The organism is Ensifer sp. 1H6 (assembly GCF_001976035.1).
In the GTDB taxonomy this organism is placed as follows: Bacteria; Pseudomonadota; Alphaproteobacteria; order Rhizobiales; family Rhizobiaceae; genus Ensifer; species Ensifer canadensis.
On sequence record NZ_MOAI01000002.1, the window covers coordinates 80,925 to 99,878 of the forward strand.

Annotated in this window: 15 protein-coding genes, 2 pseudogenes and 1 riboswitch; of the genes and pseudogenes, 10 read left to right on the forward strand and 7 right to left on the reverse strand. The window is 60.9% G+C overall.

The features are described 5' to 3' along the window. Positions 1-11 precede the first annotated feature (11 nt). The 4 genes and pseudogenes from BKP54_RS03280 (at position 12) to BKP54_RS03295 (ending at position 6,962) form a co-directional block, all read left to right on the forward strand. On the forward strand, positions 12-485 hold the full coding sequence (locus BKP54_RS03280; protein ID WP_057208748.1) for a GNAT family N-acetyltransferase: 474 nt from the start codon (positions 12-14) through the stop codon (positions 483-485). A 35-nt stretch (positions 486-520) separates the two neighbouring features. Next, a complete protein-coding gene (locus BKP54_RS03285) occupies positions 521-1,324 on the forward strand; it encodes a DUF72 domain-containing protein (protein WP_025427102.1) in 804 nt (267 codons plus the stop codon). A 684-nt stretch (positions 1,325-2,008) separates the two neighbouring features. Next, positions 2,009-5,811 (forward strand): annotated as a pseudogene (locus BKP54_RS03290) (vitamin B12-dependent ribonucleotide reductase). 716 nt (positions 5,812-6,527) lie between these two features. Next, positions 6,528-6,962 carry a GNAT family N-acetyltransferase gene (locus BKP54_RS03295; protein ID WP_025427104.1) on the forward strand — a complete coding sequence of 145 codons (435 nt, stop codon included), beginning with the start codon at positions 6,528-6,530 and terminating at the stop codon, positions 6,960-6,962. 225 nt (positions 6,963-7,187) lie between these two features. Here BKP54_RS03295 and BKP54_RS37070 read toward each other — a convergent pair whose 3' ends face one another. Together BKP54_RS37070 and BKP54_RS03300 are read right to left on the reverse strand one after the other, a co-directional pair. Next, entirely contained in the window at positions 7,188-7,316 is a 129-nt protein-coding gene (locus BKP54_RS37070) for a hypothetical protein (protein WP_255569869.1), read from the reverse strand. A gap of 393 nt (positions 7,317-7,709) precedes the next feature. Continuing rightward, entirely contained in the window at positions 7,710-7,952 is a 243-nt protein-coding gene (locus BKP54_RS03300; RefSeq protein ID WP_025427105.1) for a hypothetical protein, read from the reverse strand. A 253-nt stretch (positions 7,953-8,205) separates the two neighbouring features. On the opposite strand from BKP54_RS03300, the pseudogene BKP54_RS03305 reads away from it, so the two are divergent. Both BKP54_RS03305 and BKP54_RS03310 read left to right on the forward strand, forming a co-directional pair. After that, a pseudogene (locus BKP54_RS03305) lies at positions 8,206-9,127 on the forward strand (J domain-containing protein). Beyond that, positions 9,124-9,438 (forward strand): chaperone modulator CbpM, encoded by a 315-nt coding sequence (locus BKP54_RS03310; RefSeq protein ID WP_057208621.1) that lies wholly within the window; start codon positions 9,124-9,126, stop codon positions 9,436-9,438. The pseudogene BKP54_RS03305 and the gene BKP54_RS03310 overlap by 4 nt, the downstream one beginning before the upstream one ends. Here BKP54_RS03310 and BKP54_RS03315 read toward each other — a convergent pair. Next, positions 9,402-9,869 carry a nuclear transport factor 2 family protein gene (locus BKP54_RS03315; RefSeq protein ID WP_025427107.1) on the reverse strand — a complete coding sequence of 156 codons (468 nt, stop codon included), beginning with the start codon at positions 9,867-9,869 and terminating at the stop codon, positions 9,402-9,404. The two genes, BKP54_RS03310 and BKP54_RS03315, sit on opposite strands and share 37 nt — an antisense overlap. A 432-nt stretch (positions 9,870-10,301) precedes the next feature. Here BKP54_RS03315 and BKP54_RS03320 point away from each other — a divergent pair, with 432 nt between their 5' ends. After that, positions 10,302-10,658: a hypothetical protein gene (locus BKP54_RS03320; protein ID WP_025427108.1), complete on the forward strand. Its 357-nt coding sequence runs from the start codon at positions 10,302-10,304 to the stop codon at positions 10,656-10,658. 28 nt (positions 10,659-10,686) lie between these two features. Here BKP54_RS03320 and BKP54_RS03325 read toward each other — a convergent pair whose 3' ends face one another. Both BKP54_RS03325 and BKP54_RS03330 read right to left on the reverse strand, forming a co-directional pair. Then, positions 10,687-11,673: a copper chaperone PCu(A)C gene (locus BKP54_RS03325; RefSeq protein WP_025427109.1), complete on the reverse strand. Its 987-nt coding sequence runs from the start codon at positions 11,671-11,673 to the stop codon at positions 10,687-10,689. Positions 11,674-11,768: 95 nt separating this feature from the next. Continuing rightward, positions 11,769-12,152 carry a hypothetical protein gene (locus tag BKP54_RS03330; protein WP_057208627.1) on the reverse strand — a complete coding sequence of 128 codons (384 nt, stop codon included), beginning with the start codon at positions 12,150-12,152 and terminating at the stop codon, positions 11,769-11,771. Between the two features lie 161 nt (positions 12,153-12,313). After that, a riboswitch (glycine riboswitch) is annotated at positions 12,314-12,401 on the forward strand. A 146-nt stretch (positions 12,402-12,547) separates the two neighbouring features. On the opposite strand from BKP54_RS03330, the gene gcvT reads away from it, so the two are divergent. Genes gcvT through gcvP form a run of 3 tightly spaced genes read left to right on the forward strand, consistent with a single transcriptional unit; the run spans position 12,548 to position 16,930 of the window. Continuing rightward, the gene (gene gcvT / locus BKP54_RS03335) at positions 12,548-13,687 is read left to right on the forward strand and encodes a glycine cleavage system aminomethyltransferase GcvT (protein WP_025427111.1); all 1,140 of its coding nucleotides are present in this window, start codon (positions 12,548-12,550) and stop codon (positions 13,685-13,687) included. Positions 13,688-13,703: 16 nt separating this feature from the next. Next, the gene (gene gcvH / locus BKP54_RS03340) at positions 13,704-14,066 is read left to right on the forward strand and encodes a glycine cleavage system protein GcvH (RefSeq protein ID WP_025427112.1); all 363 of its coding nucleotides are present in this window, start codon (positions 13,704-13,706) and stop codon (positions 14,064-14,066) included. Then, positions 14,066-16,930, forward strand: coding sequence for an aminomethyl-transferring glycine dehydrogenase (gene gcvP, locus BKP54_RS03345; RefSeq protein WP_025427113.1), 2,865 nt, complete (start codon positions 14,066-14,068; stop codon positions 16,928-16,930). The genes gcvH and gcvP overlap by 1 nt, the downstream gene beginning before the upstream one ends. A gap of 46 nt (positions 16,931-16,976) precedes the next feature. Here gcvP and BKP54_RS03350 read toward each other — a convergent pair whose 3' ends face one another. After that, positions 16,977-17,405 (reverse strand): response regulator, encoded by a 429-nt coding sequence (locus BKP54_RS03350; protein WP_025427114.1) that lies wholly within the window; start codon positions 17,403-17,405, stop codon positions 16,977-16,979. A gap of 10 nt (positions 17,406-17,415) precedes the next feature. Next, on the reverse strand, positions 17,416-18,921 hold the full coding sequence (locus BKP54_RS03355; RefSeq protein ID WP_158071672.1) for an ATP-binding protein: 1,506 nt from the start codon (positions 18,919-18,921) through the stop codon (positions 17,416-17,418). Positions 18,922-18,954 lie beyond the last annotated feature (33 nt).

An 18,954-nucleotide genomic window follows, 5' to 3' on the forward strand; every position in this document is an offset into this window, starting at 1 on the left:
CCGGCTTCGCGATGATGCGGCCGGCGACGCTAGATGACCTGCCCGCCGTGCGGGATATCACCGTTGCCGCCTACGCGCCTTATACCGACCTGCTCGGTGGACTGCCTTTGCCGGTTACCGAAGATTACGTGCCTCGCATCGCCCGCGAAGAGGTCTGGATCCGTGACGATGGCGATGCGGTTTCTGCGATTGCCGTTTTCGAACGGCATGCGGATCATCTTTTGATCTTCAGCATTGCCGTTGCGCCCTCCTTCCAGCGTCAGGGGCTAGGGAGCGAGCTGTTGCGGTTTGTTGATGCACAGGCGGAGGAATGCGGCGTGGCAGACGTGCGGCTCTATACCAATGCGCGGATGGAGCGAAACATCGCGCTTTATCGTGCCTATGGTTTTCAAGAAACGGGTCGCCGCCCGAACCCCTATCGGCCAGGGTGGACGCTGGTGGATATGGCCAAGCCCGCGGGGCAGATGGCGTCCGAACGAAACTAGTTGCGGCTTGAATTCGCCGCCATGAGGAGGATGGGATGACGAAATCCGGAAAGATCCGCGTTGGTATCGGCGGTTGGACCTTCGAGCCTTGGGAGGGCACGTTTTATCCCGACAGCCTGTCGAAGAAGCGCCAGCTCGAATTTGCCGGCAAGGAGTTGCGAGCGATCGAGGTCAACGGCACCTATTATTCATCGCAGAAGCCGGAAACTTTCGCCAGGTGGGCAGCCGAAGTCCCTGATGATTTCATCTTCTCGCTGAAGGCCAGCCGCTTCGTCACCAATCGCAAGGTTCTGGCCGAAGCTGGTGAATCCATGCAGAAATTCCTGACGCAGGGGCTGACAGAATTAGGACCCCATCTCGGGCCGATCCTGTGGCAGTTCGCGCCGACGAAGAAGTTCGAGCCGGAAGATTTCGAAGGCTTCCTCAAACTTTTGCCGGAAAAGCAGGACGGTCTGCCGCTGCGCCACGTCGTCGAAGTGCGCAATCCAACGTTCCAGGCGCCCGAGTTCGTCGACCTGCTGGAAAAATACAAGGTGGCCATCGTTCTGGCAGAACATGCGGACTATCCGATGATCGCCGATGTCACTGCCGATTTCGTCTATCTGCGCCTGCAGAAGGGCAGCGACGATATCAAGACCTGCTATGCCGCCGACAAGCTTGATCTCTGGGCGGATCGCGCGAAAACCTTTGCCGCCGGCGGGGAGCCGGGTGATCTCGCCAAGAACGCGCCCGATCGCAAGGCAAAGAAGGAGCCGCGCGATGTCTTTGCCTTCTTCATCACCGAGGGCAAGGTGAACGCGCCGAATGGCGCGCGTGAGCTGCAAAAGCGCGTTGATTGATGTCAAGTTCAGGCGCGGGGGACCTTCCCGCGCCTCTCCACGCGACCCTAATTGCTCACCCCCAAAACCTGAAAACGAATCAATTTGTAGTGCCCCTCACATCGGCGTTGGTTGTGCAATCGCGGTTGCCCCTGGGGATGCTATTTATGTGCTTTTTTACCCTTCAAAAATTTGATTTTTCGCCTGCCGCTGCGGCAGTGTCACAGGCAACCTGCCGAAGTGCCTGATTTACAAGGCATTGGCCGCTGTCCCCGTTTTCCACAGCCGATCCACACAACATCTAGCGCTCAAACTTCCGTCACAAACCACCCCTTGACGCCTTGGGACGATTCACGGTTAATGGATTTCACGTTGCGACGGCGGCGGACCGGATTGTTTTGAGCCCGGTTCATTTCACGAAATCGTCGGTTCTGACATGCGGCAAACGCGGGTTCCCCGCTTGAGCCGCAGTGAGGAATCCTGTGCGCTTTTTCGGGCCCGCTTGAGCAACTTTTGGCTGGCATAAAGAAGCTGTTGATACTATATTTAGTGTTTGCAGGCAGCCTATCTCACAAGATACAGGGTCACCCAGATCTGGGTTTCCCTTCATGGATGGAAGCTGAGACTGGCTGCGGAATGCCTCCGCGGTCGGGCGGGGACACTTGCGCCTGTGGCGGGCGCTCGCAACACGAAGGACACGGGATAATGCTGATCGAACGTCGTTTCACCAAGGCTGGGCAATCCGCCTATGCGGAGATCGAATTCCGCAAGGCTACGAGTGAAATCAAGAATCCCGACGGCTCGATCGTGTTCCGTCTGGCCGATATCGACGTGCCGGCCCAGTTCAGCCAGGTTGCCGCCGATATCCTTGCCCAGAAGTATTTCCGCAAGGCCGGCGTGCCGGCGAAGCTGAAGCGCGTCGAGGAGAATGATGTCCCCTCCTTCCTCTGGCGCTCGGTTCCCGACACGGATGCGCTGAAGGCGCTGCCGAAGGACGAACAGTACGGTTCCGAAACCGATGCCCGTCAGGTTTTCGATCGCCTGGCCGGTACCTGGGCCTACTGGGGCTGGAAGGGCGGCTATTTCGCCAGCGAAGAAGACGCCTCCGCCTTCCGTGACGAACTTGCTTATATGCTCGCCACCCAGCGCGTTGCGCCGAACTCCCCGCAATGGTTCAACACCGGCCTGCATTGGGCCTATGGCATCGACGCCCCGGCCAGGGCCACTTCTATGTCGATCCCTTTACCGGCAAGCTGACCAAGTCCAAGTCGGCTTACGAACACCCGCAGCCGCACGCCTGCTTCATCCAGTCGGTTGCCGACGACCTCGTCAACGAGGGCGGCATCATGGACCTGTGGGTGCGTGAAGCGCGCCTGTTCAAGTATGGCTCCGGCACCGGCTCCAACTTCTCGCATCTGCGCAGCGAAGGCGAAAAGCTCTCGGGCGGCGGCAAGTCCTCGGGCCTGATGTCCTTCCTGAAGATCGGCGACCGCGCAGCCGGCGCCATCAAGTCGGGCGGCACCACCCGTCGCGCCGCCAAGATGGTCGTTGTCGATATCGATCACCCGGATATCGAGGAATACATCAACTGGAAGGTCAAGGAAGAGCAGAAGGTTGCAGCGCTCGTCACCGGCTCGAAGGTCGTCGCCAAGCATCTGAAGGCGATCATGAAGGCCTGCGTCAACTGCGACGGCACGGACGACGCCTGCTACGACCCGAAGCAGAACCCGGCGCTCAAGCGCGAGATCCGCGCTGCCAAGCAGTCGCTGGTGCCTGAAAACTACGTCCAGCGCGTCATCCAGTTCGCCAAGCAGGGTTACAAGGACCTTGAGTTCAAGACCTACGACACCGACTGGGATTCGGAAGCCTATCTCACGGTTTCGGGCCAGAACTCGAACAACTCCGTCTCGATCAAGGACGACTTCCTGCGCGCCGTCGAAGCTGATGGCGACTGGCACCTGACCGCCCGCAAGGACGGCCGGGTGATGAAGACGCTGAAGGCACGCGACCTCTGGGAGTCGATTTCCTACGCCGCATGGGCGTCGGCCGATCCGGGCCTGCACTTCAACACGACGATGAACGACTGGCACACCAGCCCCGCCGCCGGTCCGATCCGCGCGTCGAACCCGTGCTCGGAATACATGTTCCTCGACGACACCGCCTGCAACCTCGCCTCGCTGAACCTGATGATGTTCAAGGACGCGGCGACGAAGCGCATCAACATCGCCGATTACGAGCACGCCGTGCGTCTGTGGACCGTCGTTCTCGAAGTTTCGGTGATGATGGCGCAGTTCCCGTCCCGCGAGATTGCCGAACTGTCCTACGAATACCGCACGCTCGGCCTTGGCTATGCCAATATCGGCGGCCTTCTGATGTCGTCGGGCATTCCCTATGACTCGACCGAGGGCCGCGCCATTGCCGGTGCGTTGACGGCGATCATGACCGGCGTTTCCTACGCCACGTCGGCGGAAATGGCGGCCAAGCTCGGTCCGTTCCCGGGCTTCGCGCCGAACCGCGACAACATGCTGCGCGTCATCCGCAACCACCGCCGCGCCGCTTACGGCGAGACGACGGGCTATGAAGGCCTCTCGGTCAACCCGGTTGCGCTGATCCATGGCGAAAACCCCGACCAGGACCTCGTCATTCACGCCATGAGCGCCTGGGACAAGGCGCTGGAACTCGGCGAGAAGCACGGCTACCGCAATGCCCAGGCAACCGTCATCGCGCCGACCGGCACGATCGGTCTTGTCATGGACTGCGACACGACTGGAATCGAGCCCGATTTCGCGCTGGTGAAGTTCAAGAAGCTCGCCGGTGGCGGCTACTTCAAGATCATCAACCGCGCCGTTCCCGAGGCTCTGCGTTCGCTCGGTTACTCCGAGAGCCAGCTTGCCGAGATGGAGGCCTATGCCGTCGGCCATGGCAACCTCAACCAGGCGCCTGCCATCAATCCCTCGACGCTGAAGGCCAAGGGCTTCACCGATGAGAAGGTCGAGGCCGTCAACGCTGCCCTGAAGTCGGCCTTCGATATCAAGTTCGTCTTCAACCAGTGGACGCTCGGTGCGGACTTCCTCAAGGGTGCGCTGAAGGTTACCGACGAGCAGCTCGCCCAGATGGACTTCAACCTCCTGGAGCACATGGGCTTCTCGAAGAAGGACATAGAAGCGGCCAACATCCACGTCTGCGGTGCGATGACGCTCGAAGGTGCGCCGTTCCTCAAGAACGAACACCTGCCTGTCTTCGATTGCGCCAACCCCTGCGGCAAGATCGGCAAGCGTTACCTCTCGGTCGAAAGCCACATCCGCATGATGGCTGCCGCCCAGCCGTTCATCTCGGGCGCCATCTCCAAGACGATCAACATGCCGAACGAGGCGACCGTCGAGGATTGCAAGAACGCCTACATGCTGTCGTGGAAGCTGGCGCTGAAGGCCAATGCGCTCTATCGCGATGGTTCCAAGCTGTCGCAGCCGCTCAATGCCTCGCTGATCGAAGACGAGAATGACGAGGATGCGCTGGAGGATCTGATCCAGGCGCCGGCCGCTGCCCAGGCCGTGACCATCACGGAGAAGATCGTCGAGCGCGTCATCGAGAAGGTGATCCGCGCCCGCGAAAAGCTGCCGAACCGCCGCCAGGGTTACACCCAGAAGGCTGTCGTCGGCGGTCACAAGGTCTACCTGCGCACCGGCGAATTCGGCGATGGCCGCATCGGCGAGATCTTCATCGACATGCACAAGGAAGGCGCTGCCTTCCGGGCGATGATGAACAACTTCGCCATCGCCATCTCGCTCGGCCTACAATATGGCGTTCCGCTCGAAGAATATGTGGAGGCCTTCACCTTCACCAAGTTCGAGCCGGCCGGCATGGTGCAGGGCAACGACGCGATCAAGAACGCGACGTCGATCCTAGACTACGTCTTCCGCGAACTGGCCGTGTCCTACCTCGGCCGTCACGATCTGGCCCATGTCGACACGTCCGACTTCAGCAACACGGCGCTCGGCAAGGGTATCCAGGAAGGCAAGACGAACCTGATCTCCACCGGCTGGACCCGCGGCTACAAGCCGACCATCGTCGGCGGCACGGCTGATCGCACCAGTGAGCCGAAGGGTTCGGCGACAGCAGCCCCTGCCCGCGCCTCCTCCAGTGCAACGGTAACCTCGATTGCCGGCAACACCGTCCGCAAGATCGAACAGACAACGTCGATCGCAACTTCTGAAATCGTTGCCTTCAAGCGCGACTACGAAGAGCGCGCCGCCGAACTTGCCGAAGAGATCCCCGAGGAAACAGTCGAGACGGTAACGGAAGTGACGGCTCTGTTCTCCGACAAGGCGGCCGCAGAAGCGGCATCGGCCAAGTCGGACGCCAAGAAGCTCGAAGCCGAACGCCGCGCCCGCTCGATCATGCAGGGTTACACCGGCAACATGTGCTCCGAGTGCCAGAACTTCACAATGGTGCGCAACGGCACCTGCGAGAAGTGCGACACCTGCGGCGCCACCAGCGGCTGCAGCTGATCAGCTACGACACTGAAGCCACGTGGTGTAAGATGCGTGCAGTGAGACATTGAAGAAACAAAAGGCGCTCCTTAGAGCGCCTTTTGTGTTGGGGCAGGCTCCGGATTTCTGCCTGACCTTGCTTCCCGCATTTGAAACGTTACGGATTTGGTTTCTCTCTGACAGGAGAGGCAGGTGTAATGAGTGCATTCCGTCTATTGCTACTGCTGCCGCTTGTCTTGCCGGCTAGCTGCGCCTACCCGATTTGCAAGCAACTGAAGCCGGCAGCTCGTGTCTCCGTCCACGACACCAGCGAGGTCCCGATTGCGGGCGCGAAGGTGCATCTTTGGACAATTGTTCATCCTCATAATCGCCGCGGACTTGCCGAGGTGACGGAGACGGACGCATCAGGAATCGCACGCTTTCATAAGAAGGTGAATGGCGTGTTGAGGCGCTGGTCGTGCATGGCTACGACGTGTTCTCTTGGCGGTGGTGTGTCGCCAAACCCGGCTACGAGACGCGCCATCTCAGTTACGATGAGTGGCTCAGCACCAAATCGCCGATCGTCCTACGAGAAGGCGTATCGCAACCGTGTAAGGCGCCAGAGCCGTCGGGATGAAACACTTGGCAGCCAGCACAGATTATGTATCTGTTGCGGCTAGAGAGGCACCGCCGACCGTCGCAATTGTGCATCCGCAGTCTTTACCCATTCGCCCCGCTTATCTGGCTCGTTCCAAATGACAGCCCCCATCATCGACATCACCCTCGAAGATCCGAGCAAGGATGATCTGCGTGCGATCGTCACGACGCTTGACGCCTATAACGATGCGCATAGCGGCATGGTCGATCAGCCCGGTTTTGCCGTCTTCATTCGGGATCCCGAAACGAAGGCGGCAATCGGCGGGCTCTATGCGACCGATGGCTATGGCTGGGCTTTCATCCGCTATCTCGCCATACCGGAAAACCTTCGCGGCCAAGGTCTGGGACAGCGACTGATCGCCGAGGCGGAGAAGATCGCGCGGGATCGCGGCTACATCGGCCTATGGCTCGATACGTTCGAATTCCAGGCGCGGCCTTTTTACGAAAAGCTGGGTTTTGTGGTTTTCGGCCAGCTGGAGGGCGCGCCGGGCGCAATAGCGCGTTACTTCCTGAAGAAGCGGTTTGAGAATTAGCCGACAGCCAAAGACAGGTGGCATGCAGCTTCGCTGCGTATGATCAATGCGGGATGGATCAGTTACGGAGAGCGCCGCAGAGTTGTGGCGCGTCGACAAGAGTTCTGCCGTTCTTGGTGCGAGTGTTGCTTCGGTTGATCGGTGCGTGGGAGAGCGCAACCGTGCAACCGAAGCCTTTTTGGTGAAAAGCCCACTTCCATGGGATTTCAGGCTGCCTTCACCGGATTATTTCGGTGTAACGATGCCCTGGTAATAGTCGCCGTCGCCGCTGACATAATTCACACCACCGCCGCCCGTGGTTTGCGCACAGGCCGCCAAGGTGGAGAGAACGAGTAGCAACATCGCAGTTTTCATAGGCATTTGCTCCTTCAGCGTCGTTTGATCTTCGGCCGTGCGCTACGCCGAAGCGACGCATGACGATTTGACCCGCCAATTCTATGATACTCAACCGGGCATCTATCAAGGGCATTGATTGTTTAAAGCTAATTTGTGCTTGCCTGTGATGTGTTCAACGTCTGCGCGCATATTGGGCGCGGCAAATCGTTGGCGCTTTTGCACTCACAAGGGTGAGCGGGGCAAACAGCAGCACGCTTCTTTCAGCTTCTACAGCGCCGCGCGTCTTAGACGCGCAAAGGTCGCTGTAGCACTTTGAATTGCTGCAGGTTTTTATCCTTAAAACGAATAGGATTTAAGGAAACATGCAGTAGAACTCAGCCGCCTGCCCCTGGGAAAAGCCGAGGCGAAGGTTCACGTCGACAGGTGTTTGCCCGGCTGCTCGCGCTCCCGCCAGTAACGCAGCCTGAGGCGTGGAGCCATCAGCCAGGCGATGAAAGGCGTGAGGATGAAACATGTGACGACCACGACTGGCAGAGAATACTTGGCGTTGTCGGCGAGCACCGGGATGGAAAGCACGATCACCGCACCGATGCCGAAGAGCACGGCGTTGATCATCAGTCCAACCATGATGGCAAGTTGCAGGCGCACGGACATGTCGGCCTCCGTTGAAAAACCACCCAATGGGAACGCTGCCTTTTTCGAATGGTTCCGAAATCCCGATTGTAGCAGAAACGGCCTACTCGCGAAATGAGAGCACAAACCGGCCGCGGTTCGTTTTCTCCCTGTCGTTTCCGCACGGGTGCCCTATGCTTGTAGTCAAGCGACCGATCACCCGATTGGATTGGGATATGTGAGCTGTACCGCACAGCCCGATCCACTGCCGATCGCTTCAGTTTGAGGGAGACCCATGCCGAGCAGTCCATACGAAACCCTGGGCGTCAGCCGGGACGCCAAGCAGAAAGATATTCAGAGCGCCTACCGCAAGCTTGCCAAGAAACTACATCCCGATCTCAACCCCGGGGACAAGGGAGCCGAGGATCGCTTCAAGTCAGTTTCGGCCGCTTATGCGCTCTTAAGCGACGAGGAGAAGCGCGGCAAATACGATCGCGGCGAGATCGACGAAACCGGCGCGGAAACGGCGCCTCGGAACTTCTACCGCGATTATGCCGGCGCCAACGACACCGCCGGTCGCTACGAAAGCGCTCACGGCTTTTCGGATTTCGGCGATTCGGACGATATTTTCTCCAACTTCTTTTCTCGTCGTGGTCGGGGCCAACAATCGATGCGCGGGCGCGATGCACATTTCTCGATGGAGATCAGTCTGCTCGAGGCGGTCAATGGTGCCAAGAAGCAGATCAGCCTGCCGGGGGGGCGGGCCGGCCCTTGATCTGACGATTCCGCCGGGCACACGCGACGGCCAGACGTTGCGCCTGCGCGGCAAGGGAGAGCCCGGCTCCAACGGCGCGGCTGCCGGTGACGCGCTGATCGACATCCGTGTGCGGCCGCATCCGCTGTTCCAGGTGGATGGTGAGGATGTGCGCTATGAGATCCCGATTTCGCTGAGCGAAGCCGTGCTTGGCGGCAAGATCCGCGTTCCGACCATGGATGGCGCCGTCAACGTCACGATCCCGCCGAACTCCAACACCGGCAAGGTCTTGCGGTTGAAGGGTAAGGGCATGCGCAAGCCGGGCGGTGGCCACGGCGATGCCTATGTGACGCTGAAGATCACGCTTGCGCCGCAGGCCGATCCGGCGCTCGCCGCCTTCGTCGAGGGCTGGGCAGCCGGAAAGGCGGAGGATCCACGCAAGAACCTGGGAGGCAACGCATGAACGACAGCGAGTTTTGCGAACACCTCGAAATCGAGGTCACGGTGCTACGGGTCTGGGTCGAGCAGCGCTGGCTTGTGCCGCGCCATGCCGACAGAGGTTGGATATTCGAAGACGATGATCTTGCCCGCGCCCGCCTGATCCAGGACCTGACTGGCCCCATGGGCGTCAACGACGACGGCGTCGACGTCGCCATGCAACTGCTCGATCAGATTCACGGCCTACGCGGCCGGTTGAGTGCGTTGATGACGGCAATCCGCAGCCAGGATCCGGATATTCAGAGGCTGATACTGTCTCGTGTGGACGACGAATAATCCACCGCGATCGCCGGCATCGCGACAAGACCGACGGTTTCGGCAACAAGCAAGGTGTCGACGAATTCCGTCAGGTCAGCCATCCGGTCGTCGCTGAAGCTGAACCTGTCCAGGATTTCCGTATCGAACCATGTGTCGGAAGGAACGAAGCGGATGGGCCCAACCCGATGGGCGTAAACCGTGTTACCGTCGACGTCGAGCTGAACCGTCTTCATCTGGCTCAAATCCCAGGCGTCGACCAGGCCGCGAAAAGCGGAGCGCACTGCTTCCGGATTGCTGACCTTCTGGGTCATGGCCCCAAGACGGCCGCTACCGACGATACGGAAGCTGAAGGTTGGATGCAGACAGGCCAGCATGGCCTCAAGGTCGTTGGCATCGCGCGCTGCATAGAGCGAGTGCACGGTTTGCTCGAGCGCGGTGCGATCTGGCATCAAATTGCTCCCTTGTGAAATCTGGGCACGCCTTTTGTATCCGGGGTGAGTGTGCGCGTATTTAAGGCATGTCGCAAGTATATGCGAAGGCTGCAGTACAACCTCAGCCTGGCGTTCGTCTTTGCTGGCCTGTGGTGGCAACGCCTGCCGTCGCCCGGGCGACTGACCCAAGCGTCGAGGCAAAGAGAGCAATCAGGGTGGTCTTCAACCTGTGCGTTCCCCCGTCGGGGATGCCCGAAGTGTCCGGCCTTCATGCCCGAGGGATGGATCGCATGGGCGCATCCCGACATAGACTCTTCGAAAACCGATCCGCACCGCCCTTAGAAGCAATCGTTAGGATTCGACTAAAAGGCGACCGCCAATTTTCACCCAGCTTCAAGCGAAACAGCGCAAAAAGGAAAGGATTAATAGCAAGGAAGGCAGGGGAACAAGGTGGTACAGGTCGTCACGGTATCCGCGACCACAGCGGCTTATGCGGCGGAAGCCGTCAAGCCGAAGGCGCGCGTGTCCGGCGATGGCCCGGCCGATGAGGCGATCACCTTGCTTTCGACCCGCCGTTCCAGCGAGCCGACGATCACCCAGGCATCTATTCCCAAGATGAAGGGCGCCCTGCCCCTGTCGTTGATGCTGATGAGCGCCGATGGCCGCCTGCCGCAGCAGAGCGAGGCGGAAACGCTACGCCGATATCTCGAATACATGCGCGACGACGGGGACATGCCAGAATGGCGCGAAAACGAAAGCCGGCAGGAAGATCCCGCCGGCCAAGAGGATGAGAACGGCGCCGCCTGAGGCAAAGCCCTTCGTCTCATCAGGTCCTTCAGTGGTGCTTGTGCCCGCCGGTTGCCGCAGCGCCGCCGGCCGCCGTTCCCACGGCAAGCGTGGCATCGACCTTGCCAGCCTTCTCGAAGACCAGCGTAACCGGCACGGTTTCACCCTCGGCAAACGGCTTCGACACCTGCATGAACATCAGATGCAGGCCGCCGGACTTGAGCTCGACGGTCTCGCCGGCCGGGATGGCAACGCCGTCATCGAGCTTGCGCATCTTCATCACGTCGTTTTGCATCGCCATTTCGTGGATCTCGACGCGACCCGCGACCGGGCTCTCGACTGCGACCAGGCGATCGTCGGCGCTGCCGCCGTTCTTGATCGTCAGGAAGCCGCCGCCAACCTTGGCGCCCGGCAGCATCGCCTTGGCCGCGCCGCCAAAGATTTCAAGGTCGCCCAGCTTGACCGGGCCGTCCGTGGCCATCTGCCCGCCGTGTCCGGCATGCTCGTCGCCACCGGCGGCAAGCGTCACCGTCACCGTGGGCGCCGGGCTCTTCAGGTCATGGGCGCTCTGCCCCTCGGCTGCTACCTCGTCCCACACCACCTTGCCGTCCGTGCCGCACAGCTGAACCGTCGGGAAGGCAAGCACGGTTTCCTTGTCGAAGCCCGAGATCTTACCTTTGACGACGAAGGTATCGTAGAACTCTTCGGGCAGATTGCCGCCCTTCCAGCGGATCTCGATTGGGCCGGAAGAGACCTTCTCGCCGTGATTGTCATAGGTCTTCTGGTAGTCGCCCTTGATGATCTCCAGCTCCCAACCCGGTTTCGGCTGCGGCTTGGCGAAGACGAAGCCTTCCGGCAGCTTCATCTGCACCTCGGTCGTTGCCTTGCCATCGCAACCGTGCGGAACCTGCAGCACCGCCTTGAAGCTCTTTTCGGATTGCGCGCTGTCGGTTTCGAACGTCGCATGGGCGTGGGCGACGCCAGCGGTTGAAAGCGCCAGGCCGAGGGAAAATATAGTCAGTGCGGTCTTGTTCATGTCGTACACTCCTGACCACGTGCCGGTCAGAGCCCGGTTCTGTCGTGGTCGATGCCGCCATCGCGGCGCATTGAAATTGAATGCGTGGGGAAGCGTTACGACTGGTGGGGAGGTCCGCGCGGCGGCGGCAGAAGGCGCAGATGCCGGACGGTAATTTCGTCTTGCGCGCGGTGCAAATCGGCAAGCCAGTTGCCGGTCTCGGCGCGTTCGCTATGTTGCGGCGGCGTCGGCAGCAGGGCAGCCACCGCAAGCCGGCAGGCCTCGCAGACCGGCGCCATCGATGGCGATTTGCCGTTGTCGATGCCATCCATGCCGAAGCAGATATCGGCGATGGTGCCATCGGGTAGCTGATAGGCTGCGATCTCTGCAGGCGTCAGGCTTTTTGCCATCGCCGGCTTGTGGGCGAAGGACAGGAAAACAAGCGCGAAAGCGGCGACGATGCGCACAGCGATCCGCAAATGTCCCTTACACCTAGTCATTGTCGTCCCCGGTATCGATCCTGAGTTATCCTCAAGCGGAGGAGAATGCAAAGACAGAATTGACGCACCCCCAGTCCGGCGATGGGAAGTGCTGCGACAAAAATGTGTTTGACCGCGACACCGCCCCCTTGCCAAGTTCACAGGTTCGCCGTTATTTGGAGGCGATCTTGTTGGGAGAAACCGGTTCGTTCCGGTGCCGAAGGAGCAACCGCCCCGGAAACTCTCAGGCCAAAGGACCAGCAAGGTGCCGGTAGGACTCTGGAGAGAAGCGTTTTTTTGCGCTCGCCGAAGGGATAACAATCTCAGGCAAAGGGACAGAGGGGGCTCGAATTTGACGGCGTTTGACGCCGGAAGTGTGAGCCGGCGCGCGTGCGCGCCAGACCTGGAGGCCGGAGTTGGAAGAGATTTCCCATTTGAAACATACGCCGCTGCATGCGTTGCATCTGTCGCTGGGTGCCCGCATGGTGCCCTTTGCCGGCTACGACATGCCGGTCCAGTACCCTGACGGCGTGATGAAGGAGCACCTGCATACGCGCACCGCGGCAGGTCTGTTCGACGTTTCTCACATGGGCCAGGTCATCGTTCGGCCAAAGTCCGGCAAGATTGAGGACGCAGCGCTGGCGCTGGAAAAGCTGGTGCCCGTCGATGTGCTCGGCCTTGGTGAAGGCCGGCAGCGCTATGCGATCTTCACCAATGCCGAAGGCGGCATTCTCGACGACCTGATGATCGCCAACCGCGGCGACCACCTCTTCCTGGTGGTCAACGCCGCTTGCAAGGATGCCGATTTCGAGCACCTGAAGAAGGGCCTCGCCGACACCTGTGAAGTCACGATGCTCGACGACCGTGCGTTGATCGCGCTGCAGGGCCCCCACGCAGAAGCAGTTCTTGGCGAATTGTGGGCCGATGTTTCGGCCATGCGCTTCATGGATGTCGCCGAAGCCGACCTGCACGATGTAGCCTGCATCATCTCCCGGTCCGGCTATACCGGCGAAGACGGTTTCGAGATTTCCATTCCCTCGGTATCGGCCGCCGACGTCACGCAGCGGTTGCTCGAACACCCTGATGTCAAGCCGATTGGCCTTGGCGCGCGCGATTCGCTGCGTCTCGAAGCCGGACTTTGTCTCTATGGCAACGATATCGATACTTCGACCACACCGGTCGAGGGCGCGATCGAGTGGGCGATGCAGAAGGCGCGGCGCGCCGGCGGTGCCCGCGAGGGCGGCTTTCCCGGTGCGGACCGGATTCTTGGCCAGTTCGCAGACGGCGCCAAGCGCCGTCGCGTCGGCCTGAAGCCAGAGGGCCGCGCGCCCGTGCGCGGTGGTGCCAATCTTTTTGCCGACACCGAGGGCAAGACGCTCGTCGGCAAGGTGACTTCGGGCGGCTTCGGCCCCACCGTCGATGGCCCGATTGCCATGGGCTATGTCGACGCCACCCATACCGACAACGGCACGACGGTTTATGCGGAGGTGCGCGGCAAATATCTGCCGGTCGTCGTCGCCGCCCTGCCCTTTGTCAAACAAACCTACAAACGCTGATCAGGAGAGAGCGCAAATGTTGAAGTTCACCGACGAACACGAGTGGCTGAAGGTCGAAGCTGGCGTAGCAACGGTCGGCATCACCGAACACGCGGCCGGCCAGCTCGGCGACCTCGTTTTTGTGGAACTGCCGGAAACTGGCTCCACCTTTGCCAAGGGCGACACGGCGGCAACGGTTGAATCCGTCAAGGCGGCATCCGACGTCTATTGTCCACTTGATGGCGAAATCGTCGAAGTCAACCAGGCGATCGTCGACGACCCGTCGCTGGTCAACAGCGATCCGCAGGGCGCTGCCTGGTTCTTCAAGCTGAAACTCGCCGATCCGAACGCAGCCGACGCCCTTCTCGACGAAGCGGCCTACAAGGAGCTCGTCGCCTGATGAGCATGCCCAAGGACTTCACCTTTACCGACTACAAGCCGTATGACTTTGCCAACCGGCGTCATATCGGCCCGTCGCCGGCGGAAATGGATGAGATGCTGAAGGTCGTCGGTTATCCGTCGCTCGACGCGCTCATCGATGACACCGTGCCGCCGTCGATCCGTCAGAAGACGCCTTTGGCCTGGGGCGCGCCGATGACCGAGCGTGAAGCGCTCGACAAGATGCGCGAAACGGCCAACCGCAACCAGAAGCTCGTGTCGCTGATCGGCCAGGGCTATTACGGCACGATCACGCCGCCGGTCATCCAGCGCAACATCCTGGAAAATCCGGCCTGGTACACGGCCTATACGCCCTATCAGCCGGAAATCAGCCAGGGTCGTCTCGAGGCGCTGCTCAACTACCAGACGATGGTCTGCGACCTGACCGGCCTCGACGTTGCCAACGCTTCGCTGCTTGACGAAGCGACGGCTGCCGCCGAAGCCATGGCGATGGCCGAACGTGTGTCGAAGTCCAAGGCGAAGGCCTTCTTCGTCGACGAGAGCTGCCACCCGCAGACGATTGCTCTGTTGAAGACCCGTGCCGAGCCGCTCGGCTGGCAGATCGTCATCGGCAATCCGTTCACCGATCTCGATCCGGTCGACGTCTTCGGCGCCATCTTCCAGTATCCGGGCACCTACGGCCACGTGCATGACTTTACCGGCCTGATCGCCCGCCTGCACCAGGCCGGCGCGATCGCGACGGTCGCGGCCGACCCGCTGGCGCTTGCCCTCTTGAAGTCGCCCGGCGAAATGGGTGCCGATATCGCCATCGGCTGCACCCAGCGCTTTGGCGTTCCGGTCGGCTACGGTGGTCCGCACGCTGCCTACATGGCCGTCAAGGACGCGCACAAGCGCTCGATGCCCGGCCGTCTCGTCGGCGTCTCGGTCGATGCACGCGGCAACCGCGCCTATCGCCTTTCGCTGCAGACCCGCGAACAGCATATCCGCCGCGAAAAGGCGACGTCGAACATCTGCACCGCGCAGGTGCTGCTGGCCGTCATGGCCTCGATGTACGCTGTTTTCCATGGACCGAAGGGCATCAAGGCGATCGCTCAGAGCGTTCACCAGAAGACCGTTCGCCTCGCCATGGGCCTCGAAAAGCTTGGCTACACTGTCGAACCGGACGTGTTTTTCGACACGATCACCGTCGATGTCGGCAAGCTGCAGGGCATCATCCTCAAGACTGCCGTCGCCGAGGAAGTGAACTTGCGTAAGATCGGCGAAACCAAGATCGGCATCAGCCTCGACGAGCGCTCGCGCCCCGTCACGCTCGAAGCCGTCTGGCGCGCCTTTGGTGGTGACTTCAAGGTAGAAGAGTTCGAGCCGGGCTATCGCCTGCCGCAGCCGCTGCTGCGCACCAGCGAATACCTGACGCATCCGATCTTCCACATGAACCGCGCCGAAAGCGAAATGACGCGTTACATCCGCCGTCTTTCGGACCGCGACCTGGCGCTCGACCGGGCGATGATTCCGCTCGGTTCCTGCACGATGAAGCTCAACGCTACGGCGGAAATGCTGCCGATCACCTGGCCCGAATTCGCCGAAATCCATCCTTTCGTTCCGAAGGATCAGGCGGCCGGCTACCAGCACATGATCGAAGACCTGTCGGATAAGCTCTGCGCCGTCACTGGCTATGACGCGATTTCCATGCAGCCGAACTCCGGCGCACAGGGCGAATATGCCGGTCTGTTGACGATCCGCGCATACCACCTGGCACAGGGCAACGACCATCGCGACGTCTGCCTGATCCCGACTTCGGCGCACGGCACGAACCCGGCGTCCGCCCAGATGGCCGGCATGAAGGTCGTCGTCATCAAGGTGAGCGACAACGGCGACATCGATATGGATGATTTCCGTGCAAAAGCCGAGCAGTACGCGGAAAACCTCTCGTGCTGCATGATCACCTATCCCTCGACGCACGGCGTGTTCGAAGAGAACGTCCGTGAGGTCTGCGAGATCGTGCACAAGCACGGCGGCCAGGTCTACATGGACGGTGCAAACATGAACGCCATGGTCGGCCTTGCCCGCCCCGGCGACATTGGCTCCGACGTCAGCCACCTGAACCTGCACAAGACCTTCTGCATCCCGCATGGCGGCGGCGGTCCTGGCATGGGCCCGATCGGCGTCAAGGCGCATCTGGCACCCTACCTGCCGGGTCACCCGGAAACGGATGGCAATGACGGTGCGGTTTCGGCTGCTCCTTTCGGCTCGGCCTCGATCCTGCCGATCTCCTGGAGCTACTGCCTGATGATGGGCGGAGAAGGCCTGACCCAGGCGACGAAGGTGGCGATCCTCAGCGCCAACTACATCGCTGCTCGGCTGAAGGGCGCCTACGAAGTGCTCTACAAGTCGTCCAAGGGTCGTGTCGCGCATGAGTGCATCATCGACACCCGCCCGCTGGTCGAAAGCGCCGGCGTGACCGTCGACGACGTGGCCAAGCGCCTGATCGACTGCGGTTTCCACGCTCCGACCATGAGCTGGCCGGTTGCCGGCACGCTGATGATCGAGCCGACGGAATCGGAGACCAAGGCTGAGATCGACCGCTTCTGCGAGGCAATGCTGGCAATCCGCGAGGAAGCCCGCGCCATCGAGGAAGGCCGGATGGACAAGGTCAACAACCCGCTGAAGAACGCTCCGCACACGGTCGAAGACCTGGTCGGCGATTGGGATCGTCCCTACTCGCGCGAACAGGCCTGCTACCCGCCAGGCGCTTTCCGGGTCGACAAGTACTGGTCGCCGGTCAACCGGGTCGACAACGTCTTCGGTGACCGAAACCTGGTCTGCACCTGCCCGCCGCTGGAAAGCTACGCGGAAGCAGCGGAATAAACCGATGACAAGCGGGGCGCGCCCGATGGTGCGCCCCGATCTTACCCTACTGATCAAGCACGACGCCGCGCGGCGGCAGGGTGTTTTCTATCCAGAAGCGGACGAAGGCCTCGGCGAATTGCCTGTAGCCCGAAAGCGACGACGGCTTGGCCGCATAGGCGTTTGCACCGGCCTTGTAGGACCGGAAAACGTCGCTCGGATTGGTGGACGACGTCAGCACGATGACCGGCACCACCGATGTGCCCTCATTGCTGCGAATGCGCTCCAAGAGTTCCATCCCGTCGACACCGGGCATCTTGATATCCAGAAGCACATAGTCGAAGTGCTCGTGCCCGAGGCGCGCCACGGCCTCGTCGGCGTGGGTGACATGGACGATGTCGAGCGTGTCGTCGGTCTGTGAAAGGGCACGCGTGACGAAACGCGCGTCGTGCACGTTGTCCTCCACCACAAGCAATCGCTTCGGTGACTTGGCCAATCTTGTCGCCTTACTTGGTCTTCCGCATGCGCTTGGGAAGCGTCACCACAAATCGTGCGCCTTCGGTGAAGCTCGTGTCAAGATGGATCGATCCGTTGTGGCTTTCGGCGATCCGCTTGGCAAGCGCAAGGCCGATGCCCGTGCCGCCATAGGTGCTTTCGTCGTGGTGCAAGCGCTGGAACACTTCGAAGATGCGCGTGGCGAATCGCGGGTCGATGCCGATGCCATTGTCCTCGACCGCAAGCTCCACCTGCTGGCCGACGGCGCGGCCGTTGACGCGCACGATAGGCCCGCGATCCGGATGTCGATACTTGATGGCATTGCCAACAAGGTTTTGCACCAGCCGGCGCAACAGTTCCGGATCGCCCTGGACCTTCGGCAGCGGACCGATCTCGAAGGCCACATTCGCCTCGCGCGCGTGACCGCCGAGAACGCCCAGAGTATCGGCGACGATGTCGCCGAGGTCGACATCGGACCATGTGCTGATCTGATAGGCAATCTGCGAATAATCGAGCAGGCTGTCGATCACCCGGTTCATCCGCCTTGCGCTGTCGCGCAGATGGCGGGCGCTGGCCGAAACCTCATCCTGATTGCCGGCGGCCAATTCATCCTCGATCATCTCGGAGAACATCGAAATGTGCCGCAAGGGTGCCTTCAGGTCATGGGAGACCGTTGCCGTGAACTGATCGAGGGCCTCGTTCTTGTGCTCGAGCTCCTGTCGCTGGCGCTCGAGCGTCAGTTCCGCGCGCTTCAGTTCGGTCACATCGACGCGCAGGACGACGGTGTTTCCGTCCTTGGTCTTGATATTTTCAACCCTCAGCCAGCGGTCGCCGGCGTAGCGGTAGATCTTCGCCCTGTTGTCCGGTTGACGAAAGTCCTGCAGCCGATGCGCCACCCAGGCGGGCCAATCCGGGTTACCGGGCAAGGCTTCGGGATAGTGCCCCTCCTTCTGCGCAAGCAGAAGGATCTCTTCGGCGGTCATGCCAGGGTGAAGCAAGGGGCCGGCTGGGCCGCAGATCGTCACATAGGCGCGATTGTAGACCAGCAACCTTTCCTCGGCATCGAAGATTGCGAAACCTTCCGGCATAACGTCGAATGCTGCGTCGAGCATGTCGGACGCCCGCTGTCTCTCAAGCACGGCCTTGGCGAGATCTGAGACGTCGCGGATGATGCCGATCAGGGCCAGTTCCCGTCCGGCGGCATCGATCAGCGGCGTGGTGCGCAGATGGCCCGAGAATGTCGAGCCGTCGCGCCGGATATAGCTGTAGGTCGAGGTGCGCGCGATCGTCTCGTCGACCCTTGCCGCGCGATTGCGCAGCCGCCTCAAGTATTCGTCGTCGTCAGCATAGATAAGGCGCGCCGGTTGGCCGATGAACGCGTCGGCCGCATAGCCGAATTGCGTGAGTGCAGCTGGGTTGGCGGAGCGAATGATGCGCTCAGCGTCGAGGATGATCACCGGATCCGGAAAGGTCTCATAGAGCGCATTGAAGACAAGTTCCTCGTCGAACGCCGTCACGCCCATCTCCCCCAGTTACGCGACCGCATATCA

Coding starts and splice junctions, on each gene's coding strand:
- BKP54_RS03315 (WP_025427107.1), bottom strand. CDS start 9,869: ATGCCAGATCGCACCGCGCTCGAGCAAACCGTGCACTCGCTCTATGCA.
- gcvH (WP_025427112.1), top strand. CDS start 13,704: ATGTTGAAGTTCACCGACGAACACGAGTGGCTGAAGGTCGAAGCTGGC.
- BKP54_RS03310 (WP_057208621.1), top strand. CDS start 9,124: ATGAACGACAGCGAGTTTTGCGAACACCTCGAAATCGAGGTCACGGTG.
- BKP54_RS37070 (WP_255569869.1), bottom strand. CDS start 7,316: ATGAAAACTGCGATGTTGCTACTCGTTCTCTCCACCTTGGCGGCCTGT.
- BKP54_RS03295 (WP_025427104.1), top strand. CDS start 6,528: ATGACAGCCCCCATCATCGACATCACCCTCGAAGATCCGAGCAAGGAT.
- BKP54_RS03285 (WP_025427102.1), top strand. CDS start 521: ATGACGAAATCCGGAAAGATCCGCGTTGGTATCGGCGGTTGGACCTTC.
- BKP54_RS03280 (WP_057208748.1), top strand. CDS start 12: ATGATGCGGCCGGCGACGCTAGATGACCTGCCCGCCGTGCGGGATATC.
- BKP54_RS03325 (WP_025427109.1), bottom strand. CDS start 11,673: ATGAACAAGACCGCACTGACTATATTTTCCCTCGGCCTGGCGCTTTCA.
- BKP54_RS03300 (WP_025427105.1), bottom strand. CDS start 7,952: ATGTCCGTGCGCCTGCAACTTGCCATCATGGTTGGACTGATGATCAAC.
- gcvP (WP_025427113.1), top strand. CDS start 14,066: ATGAGCATGCCCAAGGACTTCACCTTTACCGACTACAAGCCGTATGAC.
- BKP54_RS03330 (WP_057208627.1), bottom strand. CDS start 12,152: ATGACTAGGTGTAAGGGACATTTGCGGATCGCTGTGCGCATCGTCGCC.